Origin of the sequence: Flavobacterium litorale, from assembly GCF_019613795.1 — a bacterium.
In the GTDB taxonomy this organism is placed as follows: Bacteria; Bacteroidota; Bacteroidia; order Flavobacteriales; family Flavobacteriaceae; genus Flavobacterium; species Flavobacterium litorale.
Genome location: NZ_CP080429.1, coordinates 1,350,305 through 1,372,852, shown reverse-complemented (window position 1 = coordinate 1,372,852; position 22,548 = coordinate 1,350,305). Strand labels below are relative to the sequence as shown.

General features: G+C 37.5%; 23 protein-coding genes. 18 read left to right on the top strand and 5 right to left on the bottom strand.

Going from position 1 to position 22,548, the window contains the following annotated elements; all coding sequences use genetic code 11:
- Positions 1–94 precede the first annotated feature (94 nt).
- The 3 genes from K1I41_RS06070 to K1I41_RS06060 are packed head-to-tail and all read left to right on the top strand — an operon-like array spanning position 95 to position 2,218.
- Positions 95–895, top strand: coding sequence for a hypothetical protein (locus K1I41_RS06070; protein ID WP_220639487.1), 801 nt, complete (start codon positions 95–97; stop codon positions 893–895).
- On the top strand, positions 895–1,509 hold the full coding sequence (locus K1I41_RS06065) for a deoxynucleoside kinase (protein ID WP_220639486.1): 615 nt from the start codon (positions 895–897) through the stop codon (positions 1,507–1,509). Before K1I41_RS06070 ends, K1I41_RS06065 begins: the two co-directional genes overlap by 1 nt.
- 43 nt (positions 1,510–1,552) lie before the next feature.
- The gene (locus K1I41_RS06060; RefSeq protein WP_220639485.1) at positions 1,553–2,218 is read left to right on the top strand and encodes a hypothetical protein; all 666 of its coding nucleotides are present in this window, start codon (positions 1,553–1,555) and stop codon (positions 2,216–2,218) included.
- A 122-nt stretch (positions 2,219–2,340) separates the two neighbouring features.
- On the opposite strand, the gene K1I41_RS06055 is transcribed toward K1I41_RS06060, so the two are convergent.
- From K1I41_RS06055 to K1I41_RS06040, 4 genes are all read right to left on the bottom strand, one after another.
- Entirely contained in the window at positions 2,341–4,638 is a 2,298-nt protein-coding gene (locus K1I41_RS06055; protein ID WP_220639484.1) for a sodium-translocating pyrophosphatase, read from the bottom strand.
- A 114-nt stretch (positions 4,639–4,752) separates the two neighbouring features.
- Positions 4,753–5,283 (bottom strand): inorganic diphosphatase, encoded by a 531-nt coding sequence (locus K1I41_RS06050; RefSeq protein WP_220639483.1) that lies wholly within the window; start codon positions 5,281–5,283, stop codon positions 4,753–4,755.
- A gap of 186 nt (positions 5,284–5,469) precedes the next feature.
- Positions 5,470–7,965 carry a DUF5686 and carboxypeptidase-like regulatory domain-containing protein gene (locus tag K1I41_RS06045; RefSeq protein WP_220639482.1) on the bottom strand — a complete coding sequence of 832 codons (2,496 nt, stop codon included), beginning with the start codon at positions 7,963–7,965 and terminating at the stop codon, positions 5,470–5,472.
- A 67-nt stretch (positions 7,966–8,032) separates the two neighbouring features.
- Positions 8,033–9,010, bottom strand: coding sequence for a pyruvate dehydrogenase complex E1 component subunit beta (locus K1I41_RS06040; protein WP_220639481.1), 978 nt, complete (start codon positions 9,008–9,010; stop codon positions 8,033–8,035).
- Positions 9,011–9,439: 429 nt separating this feature from the next.
- Here K1I41_RS06040 and K1I41_RS06035 point away from each other — a divergent pair, with 429 nt between their 5' ends.
- From K1I41_RS06035 to porT, 13 genes are all read left to right on the top strand, one after another.
- Entirely contained in the window at positions 9,440–10,186 is a 747-nt protein-coding gene (locus tag K1I41_RS06035; protein WP_220639480.1) for an electron transfer flavoprotein subunit beta/FixA family protein, read from the top strand.
- Between the two features lie 77 nt (positions 10,187–10,263).
- On the top strand, positions 10,264–11,232 hold the full coding sequence (locus tag K1I41_RS06030) for an electron transfer flavoprotein subunit alpha/FixB family protein (RefSeq protein ID WP_220641781.1): 969 nt from the start codon (positions 10,264–10,266) through the stop codon (positions 11,230–11,232).
- A gap of 96 nt (positions 11,233–11,328) precedes the next feature.
- Positions 11,329–11,946 (top strand): bifunctional nuclease family protein, encoded by a 618-nt coding sequence (locus tag K1I41_RS06025; RefSeq protein WP_220641780.1) that lies wholly within the window; start codon positions 11,329–11,331, stop codon positions 11,944–11,946.
- A 71-nt stretch (positions 11,947–12,017) separates the two neighbouring features.
- Entirely contained in the window at positions 12,018–12,842 is an 825-nt protein-coding gene (locus K1I41_RS06020; protein WP_220641779.1) for a thymidylate synthase, read from the top strand.
- Positions 12,843–12,880: 38 nt separating this feature from the next.
- Positions 12,881–13,228, top strand: coding sequence for a 2TM domain-containing protein (locus K1I41_RS06015; protein ID WP_220641778.1), 348 nt, complete (start codon positions 12,881–12,883; stop codon positions 13,226–13,228).
- Positions 13,228–13,728 (top strand): dihydrofolate reductase, encoded by a 501-nt coding sequence (locus tag K1I41_RS06010; RefSeq protein ID WP_220641777.1) that lies wholly within the window; start codon positions 13,228–13,230, stop codon positions 13,726–13,728. Before K1I41_RS06015 ends, K1I41_RS06010 begins: the two co-directional genes overlap by 1 nt.
- The gene (locus K1I41_RS06005) at positions 13,721–13,972 is read left to right on the top strand and encodes a DUF7660 family protein (RefSeq protein ID WP_220641776.1); all 252 of its coding nucleotides are present in this window, start codon (positions 13,721–13,723) and stop codon (positions 13,970–13,972) included. Before K1I41_RS06010 ends, K1I41_RS06005 begins: the two co-directional genes overlap by 8 nt.
- Before the next feature lie 104 nt (positions 13,973–14,076).
- Positions 14,077–14,934, top strand: a complete 858-nt coding sequence (locus K1I41_RS06000) for a bifunctional helix-turn-helix domain-containing protein/methylated-DNA--[protein]-cysteine S-methyltransferase (RefSeq protein ID WP_220641775.1) — start codon at positions 14,077–14,079, stop codon at positions 14,932–14,934.
- A complete protein-coding gene (locus K1I41_RS05995; RefSeq protein ID WP_220641774.1) occupies positions 14,931–15,644 on the top strand; it encodes a 2OG-Fe(II) oxygenase in 714 nt (237 codons plus the stop codon). Before K1I41_RS06000 ends, K1I41_RS05995 begins: the two co-directional genes overlap by 4 nt.
- Before the next feature lie 8 nt (positions 15,645–15,652).
- Positions 15,653–15,901 (top strand): Ada metal-binding domain-containing protein, encoded by a 249-nt coding sequence (locus K1I41_RS05990; protein ID WP_220641773.1) that lies wholly within the window; start codon positions 15,653–15,655, stop codon positions 15,899–15,901.
- Complete coding sequence (locus K1I41_RS05985; protein WP_220641772.1) at positions 15,885–16,493, top strand: alpha-ketoglutarate-dependent dioxygenase AlkB family protein; 609 nt, start codon at positions 15,885–15,887, stop codon at positions 16,491–16,493. The genes K1I41_RS05990 and K1I41_RS05985 overlap by 17 nt, the downstream gene beginning before the upstream one ends.
- Positions 16,494–16,598: 105 nt before the next feature.
- The gene (ubiE, locus tag K1I41_RS05980; RefSeq protein WP_220641771.1) at positions 16,599–17,330 is read left to right on the top strand and encodes a bifunctional demethylmenaquinone methyltransferase/2-methoxy-6-polyprenyl-1,4-benzoquinol methylase UbiE; all 732 of its coding nucleotides are present in this window, start codon (positions 16,599–16,601) and stop codon (positions 17,328–17,330) included.
- Between the two features lies 1 nt (position 17,331).
- Entirely contained in the window at positions 17,332–18,039 is a 708-nt protein-coding gene (gene porT, locus K1I41_RS05975) for a type IX secretion/gliding motility protein PorT/SprT (RefSeq protein ID WP_220641770.1), read from the top strand.
- Here porT and K1I41_RS05970 read toward each other — a convergent pair.
- Positions 18,026–18,763, bottom strand: coding sequence for a TrmH family RNA methyltransferase (locus tag K1I41_RS05970; protein WP_220641769.1), 738 nt, complete (start codon positions 18,761–18,763; stop codon positions 18,026–18,028). The genes porT and K1I41_RS05970 overlap by 14 nt on opposite strands.
- A gap of 39 nt (positions 18,764–18,802) precedes the next feature.
- Between K1I41_RS05970 and tamL the strand changes: the two genes are divergently transcribed.
- Both tamL and fbaA read left to right on the top strand, forming a co-directional pair.
- Positions 18,803–21,373: a translocation and assembly module lipoprotein TamL gene (tamL, locus tag K1I41_RS05965; RefSeq protein ID WP_220641768.1), complete on the top strand. Its 2,571-nt coding sequence runs from the start codon at positions 18,803–18,805 to the stop codon at positions 21,371–21,373.
- 47 nt (positions 21,374–21,420) lie between these two features.
- Complete coding sequence (gene fbaA, locus K1I41_RS05960) at positions 21,421–22,488, top strand: class II fructose-bisphosphate aldolase (protein WP_220641767.1); 1,068 nt, start codon at positions 21,421–21,423, stop codon at positions 22,486–22,488.
- The last annotated feature ends 60 nt before the right edge of the window (positions 22,489–22,548 follow it).

The window sequence follows — 22,548 nt, the reverse complement described above, 5'->3', positions numbered from 1 at the left end:
ATTAATGTGCAATCGTAACATAACAATACATGCATATACAATGTAATTAGTACTTTTATACACTAAAGGTATTAGAGTTAAGTTTTATAAGTACATGAAAATACGTTTGATTATAATTATTGTGTGTTGCCAAAGTATGTTGCTAAAAGCGCAGAGCAAGGCAATTTCTGCCGAGCTGCTATCCAAAATTGTTATTAGCACAGAGCGTTACATTGGTACAGATGCTTTTGGCTGGAAATATACAATAAGTAATAATGTATTTAAGAAAACAAAAGTAGGCGAAAGCAGTAAGTACAATTATAACAACATTGCGCTAGGCGATATTCATCGGGTTGATTTACAAAACCCACTACAAATAGTACTCTTCTATAAAAACTTTAATAGTGCCGTGTTGTTGGACAATCAGCTTAACGAAACCTACAGGGTCAACTTTTCCGAATTACCCATGCCTATGCTTGCCGAAGCAGTCGGGTTGGCATCGCAAAACCGATTATGGGTGTACGATACCAATACACAACAAGTAGGGCTTTACGATGTTAATGCAAGAACTTTTAAAGCCTTAATACCGCCGTTTAATAAAACATTACAATACTACCAATCGGGCTACAATTACTTTTATTGGGCAGACGATACGAATAGTTTATACGCTGTAAATTTATTTGGGAAAGTTAGTTTTTTAGGAGAGCTACCCTCTTTTAAAAAAATACAGCTTATTAATAGCAAACAATTACTGCTACAAAATGATAATGGTTTGTACCTATACAACATCGAAAAAAATAGCTTGCAGGAGATAGCAATACTGGAAAAAAGCTTTGTGAATTTTTCCTATACCGCACAAATTTTGTCTATTTTTACAAAGAACGAAATCACACTCTATAAAATAAAACTTGAATAATGCATATAGCTGTAGCTGGGAACATTGGTGCCGGAAAGACCACTTTAACAGGACTATTGGCGAAACACTTTAAGTGGGAACCTCATTATGAAGATGTAGTTGACAATCCGTACCTCGATGATTTTTACCATCAGATGGAACGCTGGTCGTTTAACCTACAAATTTACTTCCTAAATAGTCGTTTTAATCAAATACTACAAATTCGCGAAAGTGGTAAAAACATTATACAGGACCGAACGATATACGAAGATGCGCATATTTTTGCACCCAACCTACACGCTATGGGGTTAATGACGAATAGGGATTTTAAAAACTACAAATCGTTATTCGAGCTGATGGAAGGGTTTGTAGCAGCACCCGATTTGCTTATTTACCTGCGTAGCTCCATACCCAATTTGGTAAAGCAAATACATAGCCGTGGGCGCGAGTACGAAACCTCTATTTCGATAGATTACCTAAGTCGGCTTAACGAGCGTTACGAGGCATGGATACATAGCTACGATAAAGGAAAGCTACTTATACTGGATGTGGATAAACTGGATTTTGTGGGTAACCCTGAAGATTTGGGTATCATTATTAATAAAATAGATGCGGAATTAAACGGGTTGTTTTAGTTACTTAATAGCTTTCTAACGTATCAGATTATAAAACTATGATATGAATTGTTACAACTGTGGAATTGAATTATCTTATGAAACTAATCATGTAGAACATATTCCTGCAAAAAATCTTTTTAACACATATCCAGAAGAATATAAACAGAACCTCCTAACTGTTCCTGCATGTTATACATGCAATGTTGAATTATTCTCAAAGATTGATCAAGAAATTAGAGATGTTATTGGAGTTTTAAATAATTCTGAAGAACTTAAAAAAGAACTTACAGCAAAGGCGGCTAAATCAATAATGAGGAAAAGTAATTGGAAAGATAGATTGTTTCTATGCGAGAATGGTAAATCTATTCAAGTTAGTTTCAGCTATAATGATATAAAATCATTACATATTAAAAATTTCAAAGGTCTTTTTTATGGAAAATATGGCAAACCACTTTCTGAGAAATATAAAATCGTTGTAATTGCTGAAGGTGACGAAGAAGACGAAAAAGCACAAGAAATAAATAAGTCTATGCGCAGATTTCTAAACCTTAAAACTGAGTGGGATTTTATCGGTCATCCTAAAGTTTTCAGATATAAAATGATAGCTTGTGATAATGATAAAATGTTGTACGATATTAAAAATATTGATGATGCGGTAGGTTTTGTTTGTATTATGAATTATCATAACGCAATTCATCCACTTGTAATGGCTTTTATTAACAAGTAACAATAACTTGCAGACCTATATTAAAAATTATACTGAAACACAATTATAATAGTCTTTTCATAAACTAAAAAACAAGCCCTGCAATGCAGGGCTGTTTTGTTGTTTTATATTATTTATTACTTTTATTTCACTACAAAAGTAGCTTCATCAGTAACAACTGTACTATTGCTATTTTCTACAACAGTTAAAGTATTTTCCGTTTTGTTCAATAGGCTTGTTTCATCTTCAACCTCATCCGTATGTCCGCCCAATATGGGTGCTATTACAAGCCCTATAAGACAGGTTAGCTTAATAAGAATGTTCATTGATGGTCCTGAGGTATCTTTAAATGGGTCACCAACGGTATCGCCCGTTACGGCTGCCTTGTGCGCATCCGAACCTTTATAGGTCATTTCGCCATTAATCATTACACCTGCCTCAAACGATTTTTTAGCGTTATCCCAAGCACCACCTGCGTTATTCTGGAATACCGCCCACAGTACACCCGATACGGTTACCCCTGCCATATAACCGCCAAGCATCTCGGCTACGAGTTGGTTATTTTCGGGGTAAACAAGTACACCTAGTAACACTATAGCTACAGGGAAACCAATAGTAAGTACGCCTGGTAGCATCATTTCGCGTAATGCGGCTTTGGTAGATATCTCTACACATTTACCGTATTCTGGTTTTGCAGTACCTTCCATAATACCTGGTATTTCTTTAAACTGCCTGCGCACTTCGTATACCATATCCATAGCTGCTTTACCTACCGAATTCATGGCTAGTGCGGAGAATACTACGGGCACCATACCCCCTACAAATAGCATGGCGAGTACGGGTGCTTTAAAGATGTTAATACCATCTATCCCCGTAAAAGTAACGTAGGCTGCAAATAATGCTAATGATGTTAATGCTGCCGAAGCAATGGCAAAACCTTTACCTGTTGCTGCGGTTGTGTTTCCTACAGAGTCTAAAATATCGGTACGGGTACGTACTTCTTTGGGGAGTTCGCTCATTTCGGCAATACCTCCAGCGTTGTCCGATATCGGACCAAAAGCATCAATAGCCAATTGCATTGCCGTAGTAGCCATCATGGCTGATGCTGCTAGTGCCACACCATAAAAACCTGCAAAAGCATACGATGCCCATATAGCACCTGCAAATAACAGCACGGTTGGGAAGGTAGACACCATACCTGTTGCCAAACCTGCAATAATATTGGTACCTGCCCCAGTACTGGATTTTTGTACAATGGCTAATATTGGTTTTTTACCTAAACCTGTATAATACTCGGTAACGGACGATATTACACCACCCACAACCAAACCAACTAACGCGGCATAAAACACACGCATAGAAGATATATCTTTAGCACCCTCGCCGTAAAATTCCATTTTTATAACCTCGGGTAGCATATAATCAATTAAAAAGTAACACGAAATGGCAACGAGTATAATAGAAACCCAGTTCCCTACGTTTAGTGCGCCTTGTACCTGTGCCTCTTTAGCATCGTTGCTACTAATTTTAACAAGCATTGTACCTATTATGGAGAACAGTATACCGAAGCCTGCTATTGCCATAGGCAACAGTATAGGACCTATACCGCCAAACGCATCGGTAAAGGTTGGGTTGTCTGCTAAAATATCGCGCAATACATAATTTCCTAAAACCATTGCTGCTAATACGGTTGCTACGTACGACCCAAAAAGGTCGGCACCCATACCTGCTACATCGCCTACATTATCGCCTACGTTATCGGCAATGGTTGCTGGGTTACGCGGGTCGTCTTCTGGTATACCTGCTTCTACTTTACCTACAAGGTCGGCACCTACATCGGCTGCTTTAGTGTATATACCACCCCCCACACGGGCAAACAAGGCAATAGATTCTGCTCCTAACGAGAAACCTGCAAGGGTTTCCAATACAATAGTCATATCGGCAGTGTTCGTCCAAGTACCTTCCATAAAGTAGTGAAAAAAGAATATAAAAAAGGCTGTTAATCCTAGTACGGCTAGCCCAGCAACACCAAGCCCCATAACGGTACCTCCGCCAAACGATACTTTTAGTGCCTGCGGTAAGCTTGTTCGGGCAGCTTGTGTGGTTCGTACATTTGTTTTGGTGGCTATTTTCATTCCCATATTTCCTGCTAATGCAGAAAAGAATGCACCAACGATAAAGGCTAGTACTATGAGTATATCAGTAGTAGGTACAAAATAGGCAATGGCAGCCAATGCTATACTGGCTGCTATAACAAACAACGTTAATAGCCTGTATTCTGCTTTTAAAAAGGCAAGTGCTCCTTCGTATATATGGTCTGAAATTTCTTTCATCTTACCATCTCCGGCATCTTGCTTTAACACCCAGGATCTTTTTACTGCCATAAAAAGAAGTCCCAGTACAGCCATTATGGCTGGGACATAAATCATAATTGAATCCATAAATAATTGTTTGGTTTTATTGTTAACTTTTAGTAAATATAACAAAACCAACCAAAAAAAAGCAACATCTTATTATTGAATGTTGCTTTTGATTATTTTTTTATGAATTTGGAATTATCGAATACTAAACAATTCTTCTGGTTTGTTCTCTAGTGTATCAAAGCGGTCTACGCACTTGTCAATAATTTCACGAGCTTCGTCTACGTTACCCCATCCACCAACATCAACTTTCTTCTGCTCAAGGTCTTTGTAAACTTGGAAAAAGTGCTCTATCTCTTTTAAAAGGTGCGGGTTCATATCGCTAAGGTCACCTAGCTTATTCCAAACAGGGTCAGAAACTGGTACACATACAATTTTTTCGTCTGGTCCTTTTTCATCCGCCATATGGAATACTCCAATGGGTTTTACTTCCATTACACAACCTGGAAAAGTAGGCTCTGTAACCAATACTAACACATCCAATGGATCGCCATCTAGTGCTAACGTTTCGGGTATAAAACCATAATCAGCAGGATACATCATCGATGAGAAAAGCATCCTGTCGTAACGTATTTTTTTTAGTTCAAAATCATATTCATATTTGTTCCTACTTCCTTTTGGAATTTCTATCAGAACATCAAACGTTTTCAGATTTGCTGCAGACATATTTATATATTATTTCATATTAAGCGATTGCAAAAGTAGTATAAAAATGGTGTATTGCAAGCGGATGCAAGGCTATTGTAAGGTACAGATGCAGATATTCACACAAATTTAATACAAGCTATACGTTTAAACTGTGTTTATTGTAAATGAGGTAAGAATTTTGCCTGTTACTTTATAGTTTGATGCTTAGAAGTGGAAACCAAATGCGCCTTTAATGGCAAATGTGTTGGCATCGGGTAATGTACGGTAGCTCCCTCGCCAAGCAAAATCAATACGGAATACCCTGAAAATATTACCTATACCTGCATGGTATTCGTAAAAAACATCTTCGGGTGCCCTGTACTCGATGCTGGATGCATTAATCCTTCTGTTACCATCGGATATGGTACCATATACCCCTTTTACCCCTATAATTTCGCGTAGGTTTAAATCGCGCAAAAATGGTATTCGAGAAAATAACCTACCATTAAAATTGTGTTGTAGGTGTAAGGAAACGTACTCGTCTGCTAAAAACTCGTAATAGTTCATGGTATTGTAGGTATTGGGTATAATAAAATAGGACTGGTTGCCAGGTATTACACCCATTAGCCCCAACGGAACGTCGCCATATATTTTACCTGCCTCAAGCGTTGTAGAGAACATACCAAAACCACCTATTAGTATGGGTTGCCTGTAGTAAAATTGTAGTTTTTTATAATTAAAATCGCTACCAAACTCACCGCTAACACCATGCGAAAAGTTAAGGTAAAGTCGGGCATAATCGTCGTCGTCAACATCCGATCGTTCTACACCGTAGCCTATTGTTCTGCGCCCAGGTGTATAGTCTACCAACAATCCGTATTCGTATTGCCTTAACGAACCTTTTGTGCCTCTTGATGGGTTGTTGGGATCTATAAAATAATCCATCCTAAACGTACTTAATGAGGCTGATTTTAGCGTACGATAAGATACATTACCCCTAAATACAACGTTTTTAAACGGTTCTATTTCTGCCGAGAAATTGGTAAAGTTAACGGACGTTAGTTTACTGTTATCGCCTCCTGCAAATATAGCTGAAGAGGCAAAACTCCTCCCTAAAACATCGGTAGAGCCTGTTAAGCTCACCCCTATTTGCTCAACATCGCGCCGTGTTCCAAATGAGAGTATAACACGTTTTTTCTTTTCTACCATCCATTTACCCGACATACCGTATTTAAACTGGTTATCGCCAAAACCGTATGCGCCGTAACCCTCTATACGCCAAGGGTCGTTTTGTCCAAAGTAGGTACGTCCTCCTGTACGTATCCTTACGCGCTCTACGTCGTTATAACCAAACGTTGAGAAGATAGGACCATAATCAAAATTACCTATTTGGTAGTAACCACTACCTAAAGTAGCTACAAGGGTGTACATACGCTGAAACTTGGGTACTGTTTTTAAGGTATCGAGCATTTTGTATACCGCCTTTTCATCTTTGTTTAAAGATTCAAATCGGTTTTCTGCCCAATAATCATCCGATCGTTTGTGTATCGAATCATTATAATAATTTACTTCTTTGGCGTAAAAGCCATTGGGTTTTTCAATATCAAATTTATAGTTCCTAAATAGTGTGGTACGTTTGCCGTACACTCCTTTGGATTCTTCTTTTTTACGCAGTGCAAAGTCCGACATCATGTGGTCGCGCTTTAGCAAAAACACTGAATCGTTAAGTACATCGAATTCCTGCTCTATATAAATATCTTTTACCCAGTTAATATTTGCTCCTCTACTGGCTGCCATACTTATTTTTTTAATGGCAAAAGTGGTATCGTTTACCCAAAAATTACCCTTAAAGGTAAGCTCGTTTTTACGACGGGGATAAAACACTATGTTATAACACCATTTATCGTCAATATAGGTACTATCGTGCAACACGTAATTGTATACATTAATACCTGTACGCGATATTGGGCTTACAAAATCTTTATCAAAAAACTTTAGGTAGTTATCGTAAATATCGTAATCGGCATATAAATCTTTTATAAAAGCAATAATTTGCTGGTTATTGCTAAAACCCGAATTTTTATTGGCTTGCAGTACTTCCTTTTTGCTGTTGGTAGTATTATCGCCATACACTTCACTAAGTCTTTCGTTTATAAAAATAGGCAAATAGCTTTGCCCTGTTACACTAGAGGTATCTACGTGTTTAAATATAAACTCCATGCCTCTAAATATTTTGCTTGCCATAAATGCACTGTCTATCCTATTCATGTCAAACTCCACCTTTTCGTACTGGTCGTACTGGTATTGGTCAAACATTCGTAAACCGTTTTTACGACGACGTTCCCATATTTTTCTCAAAATATCGAGGGCAGGATTGTTTTTTTTAGAGGTTTTCCCCGAATACAGTACAACTTCTTTAAGCTCCTGACCGTCCTGAAGTGTTACATTTAAATTGTATGTAACCGATTTTTCTAAGGTTATTTCCTCGGGTGTAAAACCTACGAAGGATACTACTATTGCCGAATGGTCATTTTCAGATTCTAGGTAAAACTTTCCGTTTTCGTCTGTTATAACGCCCTCGCTAGAGGACTTGAAATATACATTAGCATAAGGTATGGGTAAGTTAGTTTTATCGAACACTACACCGCTTACTTTAGTTTGCGCAAAAAGGGTATTAGCAATAAGCAGGAAAAAACTTAATAACAGTATATTTTTTTTCATAATGTATATAAACAGAAACTTCATCATAATAGTATGATGAAGTTTCAAATATAGTAGTTTTATTTTGTTATTTGTAGGCAACTTTTTTAACAGCCTTTATAACATCTTCAGCATTAGGTATCCAGTTTTTAAGTAATGCTGGCGAGTAGGGTGCTGGTGTATCGGCAGTAGTAATACGTTGTATGGGTGCATCCAAATAATCGAAAGCTCTTTCCTGTACAATATATGTAACCTCCGAAGCAACACTTGCAAATGGCCATGCTTCTTCTAGCACTACAAGTCGGTTTGTTTTTTTAACCGATTCAAGAATGGTATCATGATCCATCGGTCGCACGGTTCTTAAATCAATAATTTCGCAGCTAATACCTTCTTTCTCTAATTCCTCAGCAGCTTTGTATGCCTCTTTTATTATTTTACCAAACGATACTATGGTTACATCGTTACCCTCGCGTTTAATATCGGCAACGCCAAGTGGTAACGTGTACTCACCGTCAGGCACTTCGCCTTTATCGCCATACATTTGCTCAGACTCCATAAAGATAACAGGGTCGTTATCGCGTATTGCCGATTTTAATAATCCTTTGGCATCATATGGGTTAGAAGGAACAACAACTTTTAAACCTGGTGTATTGGCAAACCAGTTTTCAAAAGCTTGCGAGTGTGTAGCACCCAACTGCCCAGCAGATGCTGTAGGACCACGAAATACCATTGGCATTGGGAATTGCCCTCCAGACATTTGGCGCATTTTGGCTGCGTTGTTAATAATTTGGTCAATACCAACCAACGAGAAGTTAAAGGTCATAAATTCAACTATAGGGCGGTTACCATTCATGGCAGAACCTACAGCAATACCTGCAAAACCAAGTTCGGCAATGGGTGTATCTATAACTCTTTTAGCTCCAAACTCATCAAGCATACCTTTAGATGCTTTATAGGCACCGTTATACTCGGCAACCTCCTCACCCATTAAATATATGGTTTCATCGCTACGCATTTCTTCGCTCATCGCCTCGCAAATAGCTTCCCTAAATTGTATTGTTCTCATGTATCAGGACTTTTTCGGTATTAAAATGAAAGCAAAAATATAGATTTTAAATCATAATTTTATACTTTTTAGTTGCAATAATACAATTTTAAGTACTACGATGTAACGATAGTTTTGATGGTTTGTTTACGAAAACGATTTCGAATATTTCTAATCGTTAAAATGCATAAAGTGATGTTGCAATAGTAATAACTATTTTGAGCTAAAAATTTAATAGTAAATTTAAAAATAAGATTATCGTACTCAATCCGTATTAAACTAACAATTTATTAATGAAAATACTAAATACAATGCTTTTTTTGCGAGTATTCTAGTTTTTAAATAAAATTGCAAGCAAAATCATATTTAATATGCGTGCATAGTTTTTATATTCGAAATATTATTAGTAATTTCGTAACGAAAACAATAAACTCCTATAACTTTATAAAAATGAAAATATTAGTCTGCATCAGCCACGTGCCTGATACTACTTCAAAAATCAACTTTACAAACAACGACAGTGAGTTTGACACCAATGGTGTGCAGTTTGTAATTAACCCTAATGATGAATTTGGTTTAACCAGAGCAATTTGGTTTAAAGAGAAACAAGGAGCTAACGTAACAGTGGTTAACGTAGGCGGACCTGATGCCGAAGCTACGCTTAGAAAAGCACTAGCAATTGGTGCTGATGAAGCTATACGCGTAAACGCGAACCCTACTGATGGTATGTTTGTAGCAAAGCAGCTTGCCGAAGTAGTAAAAAGTGGAAGTTACGACTTGATTATAGCAGGTAAAGAATCCTTAGATTATAATGGTGGAATGGTTCCTGGAATGCTTTCGGCATTATTGGATTACGATTTTGTAAACTCATGCATTAGTCTTGAAGTTGATGGTAGCGATGCCAAAGCTGTAAGAGAAATAGATGGTGGTAAAGAAACTTTAAGTACTAAATTGCCACTTGTAATTGGCGGACAAAAGGGACTTGTTGAGGAGAAAGACCTTAAAATACCCAACATGAGAGGTATTATGATGGCAAGACAGAAAAAGCTTAATGTACTAGAGCCTGTAGGCGCAGATAATGCTACACAAGCGGTAAAGTTTGAGAAGCCTGCACCAAAATCGGCAGTAAAGCTAGTAGATGCAGATAACCTTGATGAGCTTGTTAACTTACTTCATAACGAAGCTAAAGTAATTTAATATAATAGTGTATTGATAAATTAACGTAACAGCAGCAATTCTTACGTTAATGAATTAAAATTTTTAATAAAAAGAGTATGTCAATTTTAATATATGCCGAATCAGCAGAAGGGAAGTTTAAAAAAACAGCTTTTGAACTCGCTTCGTACGCAAAAAAAATAGCAGGAGAAACAGGCACAACTGTAACTGCACTAGCCATTAACATTACCGACACATCGGCACTTGGTAATTATGGTGTAGATAAAGTATTAACCGTAAATTCCGATAAGTTAAAGGCATTTAATGCCAAAGCTTACGCTGATGTTATTACGCAAGCTGCTAAAAATGAAGCTGCTAAAATTGTAGTATTTTCTGCAACTACCGATAGTCTTTACGCGGCACCATTAACCGCTGTAGCACTAGAGGCAGGTTATGCATCTAACGTAGTAGCATTACCCGAAAGCACTTCGCCTTTCCGTGTAAAAAGAACAGCGTTTTCTAACAAAGCATTTAATATTACCGAAATAAATACCGATGTAAAAGTACTTGCTGTAAGCAAAAATGCATTCGGTATTATCGAATCAGCAGCAACACCAAGCGTTGAAGAATTTTCACCATCATTAGATGATGCCGACTTTAGTATTAACGTAGAATCAGTAGAAAAAGTAACAGGTAAAGTTACCATTGCTGATGCTGAAATAGTAGTATCGGGCGGACGTGGTTTAAAAGGTCCTGAAAATTGGGGATTAATAGAAAACCTTGCTGAAGCATTAGGCGCAGCTACTGCTTGCTCTAAACCCGTATCCGATTTGGGTTGGAGACCGCACAGTGAGCACGTTGGGCAAACAGGTAAACCTGTAGCCTCTAACCTATACATTGCAATAGGCGTATCTGGAGCCATACAGCACATTGCAGGTATTAACTCATCAAAAGTAAAAGTAGTTATTAATACCGATCCTGATGCACCTTTCTTTAAAGTAGCCGATTATGGTGTAGTGGGTGATGCTTTTGAAGTTGTACCAAAACTGACAGAAAAAATAAAAGAGTTTAAAGCAAATAACTCGTAATTTTATTATAAATTGTGCCCTTAAAACGGCTATCCAAACAAGGATGCACTATCGTTGTTCGGATAGCCTTTTTTTAGTTATAGCGGAAAGATTATTATGAGCTTAGTAAAACTAACGATTAAAGGGATTTCATATAGCCAAACCCAAAATGGTGCTTATGCTTTAATCCTTAATGAAGTGGACGGAGAACGCAAACTACCTATTGTTATCGGTGCTTTTGAAGCACAGTCGATAGCTATTGCACTTGAAAAAGAAATTAAACCACCCAGACCTTTAACCCACGACCTTTTTAAAAACTTTGCCGATCGTTTCGACATCGTGGTAAAACAGGTTATTATACACAAGTTAGTTGATGGTGTGTTTTTTTCGAGCGTAATTTGCGAGCGCGATAAAATTGAAGAAATTATCGATGCCCGAACCTCCGATGCCATTGCATTGGCACTCCGCTTTAACGCACCTATATTTACGTACAAAAACATTTTGGATAAGGCAGGTATATACCTCAACATAAATCCTGATGCCGAGAAAGAAGATAGCGAAACGGATGATGTGCTATCTGCGCCGCAAACTTTCGGAACAGAATCAGTAGCAGGCGAAGGCTATTCGCAATACAGCCTACAAGAGCTTAACGAAATGTTGGAAGGGGCTGTACAAAATGAAGACTACGAGAAAGCGGCTAAAATTCGCGACGAAATATCAAAACGAGAAAGCTAGTTTAGTTATTTGACAGTTTGAGAAATGCAACTCGAATAATCAAAAATCGAAATCATAAATAGACTGGAGAGATGAAGCAGTATCACGATTTAGTACAACATGTTTTAGAGAATGGTAACCAAAAAGGCGACCGAACGGGAACAGGAACGCTTAGCGTTTTTGGCTACCAAATGCGGTTTAACCTTAGCGAGGGTTTCCCTTTGGTTACTACAAAAAAACTACACCTAAAATCGATAATATACGAACTGCTTTGGTTTTTAAAAGGTGATACCAACATTGGCTATCTTAAAGACAATGGGGTAAAAATATGGGATGCTTGGGCAGACGAAAATGGCGATTTAGGACCTGTGTACGGACACCAATGGCGCAATTGGGATAGTAAAGAAATAGACCAGATTAAGGAACTCATACATACATTAAAAACAAACCCCAATAGTCGCCGCATGATTGTTTCGGCCTGGAACCCCAGTGTACTGCCCGACACCTCCAAATCCTTTTCGGAAAATGTTGCCAACAACAAAGCGGCACTCCCACCCTGCCATGCCTTTTTCCAGTTTTATGTAAACGATGGTAAACTATCCTGTCAGCTCTACCAACGCAGTGCCGACATATTTTTGGGCGTACCCTTTAACATAGCATCGTACGCATTACTCACTATGATGATTGCGCAAGTGTGCGGATTACAAGCAGGCGATTTTATACACACCTTTGGCGATGCACATATTTATAACAACCACATAGAGCAACTTAACTTACAGCTTACACGTGAGCCACGCCCACTACCAAAAATGGTATTGAACCCTAAAGTTACTGATATTTTTGACTTTACATTTGAAGATTTTACACTCGAAAATTATAACCCACACCCACATATAAAAGGTACTGTAGCCGTATAATATTTTTTACTACCTTTATGTTGTTTAAAACATAAAGCATGGAAAAAAACCAACAAGAATTATACGAGTATGCCCGAAAACGGGTAAAGCAAAAAAAACGCGTTTACCTGCACTTTATTTTGCTATTAGTAGGTAGCCTTTTTTTATTTATTACCAACAAATGGCTCAATGTACGTGAAGAGCAAGACTGGTATTTGTGGGCTATAACTGCTTGGTGCTTTTTGTTTATACTGCATTTTTTAAAAGTATTTGTTATTGAGGGTTTTATAAACAAAAAATGGGAACGCGAGCAAATAGATAAGCTCGTTGCACGACAAGAGCGCCACATAGACCAACTAGAAAAGAAAATAAACAAACCTACAGACGATACCGATACCACACCATAATGATTATTACCCTTATTGCTGCTGCGGCAGAGAACAATGCTTTAGGTAAAGATAACAACCTTGTGTGGCATTTACCCAACGATTTTAAACGGTTTAAAAAACTCACTACAGGGCATACTATTATAATGGGGCGCAAAACGCTGGAAAGCATGAATGGACCGCTACCCAACCGTACCAATGTTGTTATTACTAGGCAAAAAGATTACACGTATGAAAGTTGCACCATAGTACACAGCCTTGACGAAGCACTAGCAAAATGCAACCAAGAAGAAGAAGAAGTTTTCATTATAGGTGGTGGCGAGATATACAAGCAAGCTATTGATAAAGCTGATAAAATAGAGCTTACCCGCGTACATACTACTGCAGAGGCTGATACCTATTTCCCTGAAATCGACACAAAAAAATGGCAACTTACCAACGAAGAATATCATCCAAAAGATGAGAAACATAAACTAGATTTTACTTATCAGACTTGGAAACTAAAGAATAGCAATGGATAATATAATTCGCTACGTAAAAAGCAGAGAAGACTTTATAATATTTGTTAAAGAACTACAAGAAGATTTCAAAAACCATCCTGAAAAATGGGAAAACAATAGGTTAGATCTATTTTTAGAAGCAATAGCAGCCTACGCAGAAGACATTCAAGGCTATTATAATAATACCGGACAAAAAACAAATGCAGATATACCGTCATGGCAAGTTCTAGCTGACATTTTGAGTGGTGCTACAGTTTATGAATAATAAATTCATTTAATACTTTACCCATTAACACCGCTACATCAGCAAGTTTCAGATTTTATCACTACATTATAACTTAGATATTTGCACTATAAAATTGAAATATCATGAGTGTAGAAGAAAACATTAATTACACCCGCATTGCTGCTGCGATAGAGTATATCAAAACAAACTTTAAAGACCAACCTAGTCTAGATAGTATTGCAAATAAAATACACTTAAGCCCTTTTCATTTTCAGCGATTGTTTACTGATTGGGCAGGTACAAGTCCTAAAAAGTTCTTACAATACATTAGTATTGAACATGCAAAAAAATTACTAAAAGAAAACAACGCTACAATTTTTGAAACAGCTCACGAAACAGGCTTATCAGGTACTAGCAGATTGCATGATCTTTTTGTAAATATAGAAGGCATGACTCCTGCCGAATATAAAAATGGAGGCAAAAACTTAACCATCAACTACAGTTACACCCAAAGTCCTTTTGGTAATATTATTATTGCATCTACACAAAAAGGTGTTTGCTACATGGCTTTTTACGATAACGAAACACAAGCACTTTCAGAACTAAAAGCAAAATTCAACACTGCTATATTTGATAATAAAACCGATTTATTACAGCAAAATGCATTATCTATTTTCGACAACAGTCAAAACAGGTTACCTGAAATTAAACTCCATCTAAAAGGTACTGATTTTCAACTAAAAGTTTGGGAAGCATTATTAAAAATACCAACAGGGCAATTATCAACCTATGGTGCTGTAGCAACAGCTATAGAAAAACCAACTGCATCGAGAGCCATCGGTACAGCCATCGGTAGCAACCCTGTAGCATTTCTTATTCCATGTCATCGTGTAATACAATCTACAGGTAATATAGGCGGTTATATGTGGGGTAACACGCGAAAAACAGCTATTATTGGTTGGGAAAGCGCTAAGTCTGACCTTGAAAATACCGCGCTATGAAAAGTATCACTAGACGAATAGCCGCTATAGACTGGCAAAAGGTATCCGAAGAAATGCATCAGAGAGGATATTGTATTATTCCTAATCTTCTAAATAATCCAGAATGTGAGAATCTAAAAGAAGATTATAACACGCCTGACCTTTACAGAAAGACAGTTACAATGGAGAGGCATCGTTTTGGACTAGGCGAATACAAATACTACAATTACCCACTACCTAGCATAATACAATCTATACGAGAAAGTATTTACCCAAACTTAGCACTTATTGCAAACATGTGGATGAAAGCATTGAATATAGATAAACAATTCCCACTTATACACGAAGAGCTTTTAGAGCAATGTCATAACAACGATCAAAAAAAAGCAACTGCATTAATTTTAAAATATGGAATAGGCGGATTTAACACATTACATCAAGATTTATATGGAGATGTTTATTTTCCGCTTCAAACAGTATTATTTTTAAACGAGCCTGATGAGGATTATACTGGAGGAGAATTTGTATTGACAGAACAGGTACCTCGCGCTCAATCTAAAGCTATCGTGTTAAAACCCAAAAAAGGAGATATGCTTTTGTTTACCACGAACTTTAGACCTGTAAAAAGCATAAGAGGTTATTATCGTGCTAACATGAAACACGGTGTTAGCGAACTGCATAGTGGCAACAGGTTTACATTGGGCATTATTTTTCATGATGCTACAAATTAAGAACATCTATGATAGAACATCTTAAAACAAGTGAGCAGCAAATAAGAGCATTAATAAAAAACCAACATATTCAGTATGGAGGTAATCGAAATTTAAAAATTTACGGAACTTTGCAATGCAAGTCAGGAAAACGAATGTATCGTAAAAATCGTGTGTTTTTCACTTCAGAAAACGAAGCCCTTACACAAGGTTATAGACCATGTGGACATTGTATGAAAGCAGCTTATAAAATTTGGAAAAATGGACTTATTCAATAACAAACCTAGTAATGAAACTAACCTATTACCTTATGACGGTACAGTACACCATTATGGTACTGTATTTACTAAAAAGGAAGCGGATTATTATTTAGATTATTTACTAAATAGTATTGAATGGAAAAATGATGAGGCTATTATTTTTGGAAAACTCATAACTACCAAACGCAAAGTAGCGTGGTATGCCGAGCAACCCTTTGAATACACCTACAGTAAAATAACCAAAAAAGCACTACCCTTTACCCCAACACTTACCAAACTAAAAAATAGTGTAGAAGAGCATACGGGCGAAACCTACAACTCGTGCCTACTTAACCTATACCACGACGGGAGTGAAGGGATGGCATGGCACAGCGATGCCGAAAAGGACTTAAAGAAAAATGGGGCAATAGCATCGGTTAGTTTTGGGGCTGCACGTAAATTTGCCTTTAAACACAAGCAGGATAAAACAACCGTATCGGTTATTTTAGAGCATGGCAGCCTACTGGTAATGAAAGGCAATACGCAAACCCATTGGCTACACAGGTTACCCCCTACAAAACGGGTAAACACTCCACGTGTAAACCTTACCTTTAGGACTATAATCCGTTAAGGCATTGGCTTCAACAGATTATAATTTTATGTTAGCACAGTAGGGTTGCATTAATAATAGCCTGTTAGTATTAAAAGTTCTGTTATCTTTGCACAAAATAAAAAAATGCCAAAAAACGTAACGCCATATAAGGATTCTGAACTGGGCAAAAAAGAGCAAGTTGCCCAAATGTTTGATACCATTTCTGAGAAGTACGATGGGCTTAACCGCGTAATCTCGTTTGGTATAGATGTTAAATGGCGTAAAAAAGTACTTAAAATGGTGGCAGATACCCAACCGCAAACCATACTGGATATTGCTACGGGTACGGGCGATTTGGCTATATTGATGGCGAATACATCGGCTACCGAGATTATAGGGGCAGATATATCGGCAGGAATGCTGGACGTGGGGCGTAAAAAAATAGCCGAGCGTAAAATGGACAACAAAATAAAAATGGTATTGGCAGACAGCGAAAATTTACCGTTTGACGATAATTATTTTGATGCCATAACAGTAGCTTTTGGCGTTCGTAACTTTGAAACGTTGGAGAAAGGACTTTCCGAGATTTTAAGGGTTTTAAAACCCGGAGGCATTTTTGTAATCCTCGAAACATCCGTGCCTACCCAATTTCCGTACAAACAAGGGTATACGTTTTACTCTAAATTTATATTGCCTGCTATTGGCAAATTATTCTCTAAAGATAAATCGGCATATGCCTATTTAAGCGAGTCAGCATCGGTTTTTCCGTATGGCGAAGCGTTAAACAATATTTTGAGAAAAATTGGGTTTATAGAGGTACAGAATTTGCCACAAACATTTGGCGTGGCTACAATTTATTCCGCTTCAAAAAAGTAACATGAAAAAACTTTTTTTATATACGGCATTACTAACAGGGCTACTCTGCCAAGCGCAGTTTGGTACACAGGTATTTGCAAAAGACCCTATTGTTAACCTCGAAAATTTTGATAAGCAGCGTGTACACTGGGGTTATTTTTTGGGTTTTAATAGCTATGGTTTTAAAATGGATTATATTGATGACCCAGGTGTGGATGTAGAGGTAAAGGGAACTACAGGTTTTAACGTAGGGTTGGTAGGTAACCTACGCCTTTTTGAATATCTGGATTTACGATTTGAACCTGGCTTAATTTATACCCAACGAAATTTGAGTTTCCCAGAGGTAGCGGATGAATTTGATAGGCTTAGAGAAGTAAAATCTACCTATATTCATTTTCCGTTACTACTAAAATTCTCATCTAAAAGAACAGGGAATGTACGCCCGTACCTTGTAGGTGGTTTTTCTCGAACGCTTAACCTATCGAGTAACGAGGATGCACAGGACGATAACCTTTCGGGGCTTTTTCGTATGAAACGAATAACGAATAACTGGGAAATTGGTTTTGGTGTCGACCTGTACTTTGAGTATTTTAAATTCTCGCCCTCCATACGTGGCGTATTTGGTTTAAATGATGAGCTTGTTCGGGACAACGATCCTAACAGTCCATACACGGGGAATATAGAGGCAATGCGTACGCGCGCTATATTCGTAAACTTTACATTCCACTAAAATTTCTTCGGAATTCGCTCAGCACTATACTGGTAGCCGTTGCTACGTTTAAACTTTCGGTTTCCTGTAACTTTCCAAATCGGGGTATAGCTATTTTATGCGTTACTTTTTGCGCTATCGTATCAGATATTCCGTTGGCTTCGTTACCCATAACAATAATACCTTCTTGTGGTAGTTGCTCATTATAAATATTTTTGCCATCCATAAAAGTACCAAAAACAGGTAACGGGCTAGCAGCAATATAATCCTCTAAATTAGTATATACCACATTTACACGTGTAATACTGCCCATAGTAGCTTGCACTACTTTGGGGTTAAATACATCTACGCTTTGCTCCGAACATACCAAGTGCTTAATACCAAACCAATCGCACAGCCGTACAATAGTCCCTAAGTTTCCAGGGTCGCGCACATCGTCTAATGCCACAATAAGCCCTGTATTAGCAGGTTGCTTTTCATCGGGCATTTTAAAAACTGCCAAACAAGTATTTGGAGTGGTAAGTGCACTTATTTTTTTTAATTCGGCTTCGGTAATCGTTATAATATTGGCATTAGTAATTCCATCAAAAACAGGCTGCGTTGTGTACAGTTCGTGCAACTCAAAATTAGAGTTAAGTAACTCCTCTACCACTTTTATTCCTTCGGCAATAAACAATTTGTGTTGTTTTCGGTATTTTTTTTGCTGTAACGCCGTTATTAGTTTAATTTGGTTTTTACTAACCATAAAAAATGTATTTTTGAATTATTATTTGGTATTACCGTCTTGAGAAATAAAACAACAAAAATAGCACTATTTATATTATCAGGTTTCCTTTTCTATTCGTGCTCTCTTATAAAGCGAGTTCCCGATGGAAAGCATCTCTTAGAGAAAAATGATATTGTAGTAAATGGAGAGTCTAAAAACACCGATGAACTTAAAGCGCAACTTTATCAGCAGCCTAATAGCAGTATACTTGGGTATCATTTAAGGTTACACCTATATAACTTAGCAAAGCCAAATGCCGATTCTTCGTATCAGGCATGGTTAGATCGTAAGCCTGGACGACGCGAATCGTTACAAAAATTACTATCTGATAAGCAAGTGCAACGTTTAGGGAATTCCTTTATAGTATCAGGATATAGTAAGTTCCTTAAAAAAGTAGGTGAACCACCCGTAATTGTAGATCCTGCACGAGTACGAAAATCTGCCAACAGGCTTATGGCACACTATTACAAGCAAGGTTTTTTCCGCACCAAAATTGGATTCAGTATTGATACGTTAGGAAATAAAAAAGCAAAGGTAAATTATAACGTTACTACAGGCAAACCCTACGTGGTAGATTCTATAACACCCTATATAGCAACACCTGTACTGGATAGTTTATACCAAACTACAACAAAAAAATCGGTACTAAAAAGCAACAAACAATACAACGAAAGTGATTTTACTGAGGAACGCGAACGCATTACTACTTTTTTTAGAAACAGAGGTGCTTATACTTTTCAGCAGAATAATATATCCTACGTAGTAGATACGGTAAATACAGGTTATAAAGCTAATGTAGATTTAATTATTGATGACCAAACCATACGCGAGGAGGATACTACCTACACCCGCCCGTTTAAACTCTATAAAATAAAAGAGGTAAATATTTACACCAAAAACCCTGCCGATGAAAGCCAAGCTATAGACAGTACATCGCACAAAGGTTTTAATATTTTTAGCACAGGTAAAATTAACTATAGGTCGCAGGCACTTACCAACCCTGTTTTTATAATGCCTGGTAGTATCTATTCTGATTCTACACGAATACTAACATCGCGTTACCTGAACAATTTAAGGGTTTTTGATTATCCTACTATAGAGTATATTATAGATAGTACGAATACAAACGAAGGCTCGCTAATAACAAATATTTACCTTACACCAAGAGAACGGTTTAAGTTTATTGCCTCGATAGACCTCACACACTCCAATATTCAGGATGTAGGTATTGAGGGTAGTACGGGTATTTCCATACGAAATTTATTTCGCGGGGCAGAAATTCTGGATCTTACCGTTAGGGGTAACATAGGTTCTTCCAGCGACCCTGATATTGCCGACCAAAGCTTTTTTAATATTTTAGAGTATGGTGCCGATGCGAAACTTAGCTTCCCCAGATTATTTTTCCCTTTTAATACCGATATAATTATACCCAAAAGTATGATTCCGTCTACACTCATGACTTTTGGTATAAGCAGGCAGCAAAATATTGGTTTGGATAAGGAGAGTTTCTCGGGTGTTTTAAATTACAACTGGACACCAAAAGAAAATGTTACAGCACGTTTGGATTTTTTTAATATACAGTACGTACGTAATGTAAACCCACAAAATTATTTTAATGTATACAATACCTCTTACGATAGATTAAACGATATTGCCAATTCGTATGTAGGCTCTATAAACCCTGATTATTTTGTACCAGACGATAATCCCAATAACGATAAACAATTAATAATAGAAAGTGGTACTGATGGTTTTATTGACGATGTAACGAGCGATGCCATTACCGTTTCGGCAAACGACAAACAGGACGTACGAAGTATTGAAGAGCGGAAAAACAGGCTTACAGAAAATAACCTAATAGCTTCGTCCAACTTTACATACACTACCACATCTAGGGAAAACCTTACTGATAATGGTTTCTTCATTTTTAAAACCAAAATAGAAACGGCTGGTAATGCACTTGCACTACTATCGTCGTTAACCGATAGCGGCAACAGAAGTGCAAGCGGTAATAAAACCATACTGGATGTAGAATACTCGCAATATGTAAAGGGGGAAGTAGATTTTATTAAGCATTTTGATTTAAAACAGGGAAAAGTACTTGCAATGCGTGCCTTTTTTGGGCTTGCTGTACCGTATGGCAACTCCAAATCAATCCCCTTTATTCGAAGTTACTTTGCAGGTGGTAGTAACGACAATCGTGCATGGCAATCGTACAGCCTCGGACCTGGTAGAAGTGGCGGATTAAACGACTTTAATGAAGCCAACTTAAAAATGGCATACAGTGCCGAACTGCGGTTTGATATACTGGGGCAACTAAAAGGTGCTGTGTTTGGCGATGTAGGTAATATTTGGAATGTTTTTGATGACCAAGATGACCCCGATTATACTTTTAATGGCTTAAGTTCGCTTCAGGATTTAGCATTGGGTTCTGGTTTTGGAATTCGTTACGATTTTAATTTTTTTGTAATACGATTGGATCTTGGTTTTAAAACCTACGACCCAGGCAGACCTGTGAATGACAGGTGGTTTAAAGAATATAATCTGGCAAACGCTGTTTACAATGTCGGAATTAATTATCCTTTCTAAACTTAAAAATACTATTTTTGTACATCAAACTCTAAAATCAACAAATAATGGCTCATAATATTAAACCCGGTGTAGCTACCGGCGATCAGGTTCAGGAAATTTTCGATTATGCCAAACAAAAAGGCTTTGCATTACCTGCAGTAAACGTTACAGGCTCTAGTACCATTAATAGTGTTATGGAAACTGCTGCAAAATTAAATGCACCCGTTATTATACAGTTTTCTAACGGTGGAGGGTCATTTAACGCAGGAAAAGGATTATCTAACGATGGGCAGCAGTCGGCTATACTTGGTTCAATTGCAGGAGCAAAACACATACACACGCTTGCCGAGGCTTACGGAGCAACAGTTATACTACACACAGATCACTGTGCTAAAAAATTACTCCCTTGGATAGATGGTTTATTAGATGCTAGCGAAGCACATTTTGCTGCACACGGAAAACCATTATTCAGCTCACACATGATTGATTTATCGGAAGAGCCTATCGAGGAGAATATTGAGATATGTAAAACATACCTTACCCGAATGAGCAAAATGGGAATGACCCTAGAGATTGAGCTTGGTATTACGGGTGGTGAGGAAGATGGTGTTGATAATACAGATGTTGATAGCTCTAAACTATACACACAACCCGACGAGGTAGCTTATGCGTACGAAGAACTAAGTAAAGTATCTAACCGTTTTACGGTTGCTGCTGCTTTTGGTAACGTACACGGGGTGTACAAACCTGGTAATGTAAAACTTACACCAAAAATTCTCAAAAACTCGCAAGAGTACGTGCAAAAGAAATTTAATACAGAGGCTAACCCTGTAGATTTTGTTTTCCACGGAGGTTCAGGTTCCACACTAGAGGAAATAAGAGAAGCTATTGGTTATGGTGTTATTAAAATGAATATTGATACCGACCTACAGTATGCTTATACCGAAGGGGTACGCGATTATATGGGGGCAAAAGCAGAATATTTAAAATCGCAAATTGGTAACCCTGAGGGTGACGATGTACCGAACAAAAAACACTACGACCCAAGAAAATGGGTACGCGAAGGCGAACTTACTTTTAACAAAAGACTTGAGCAGGCTTTTGAAGACCTAAACAACGTTAATACACTATAAAGTTGAAGCTGTTGGTTTTTAAGGCTTTGCCCGTTACTAACCAACAGCTATTAATTAAAT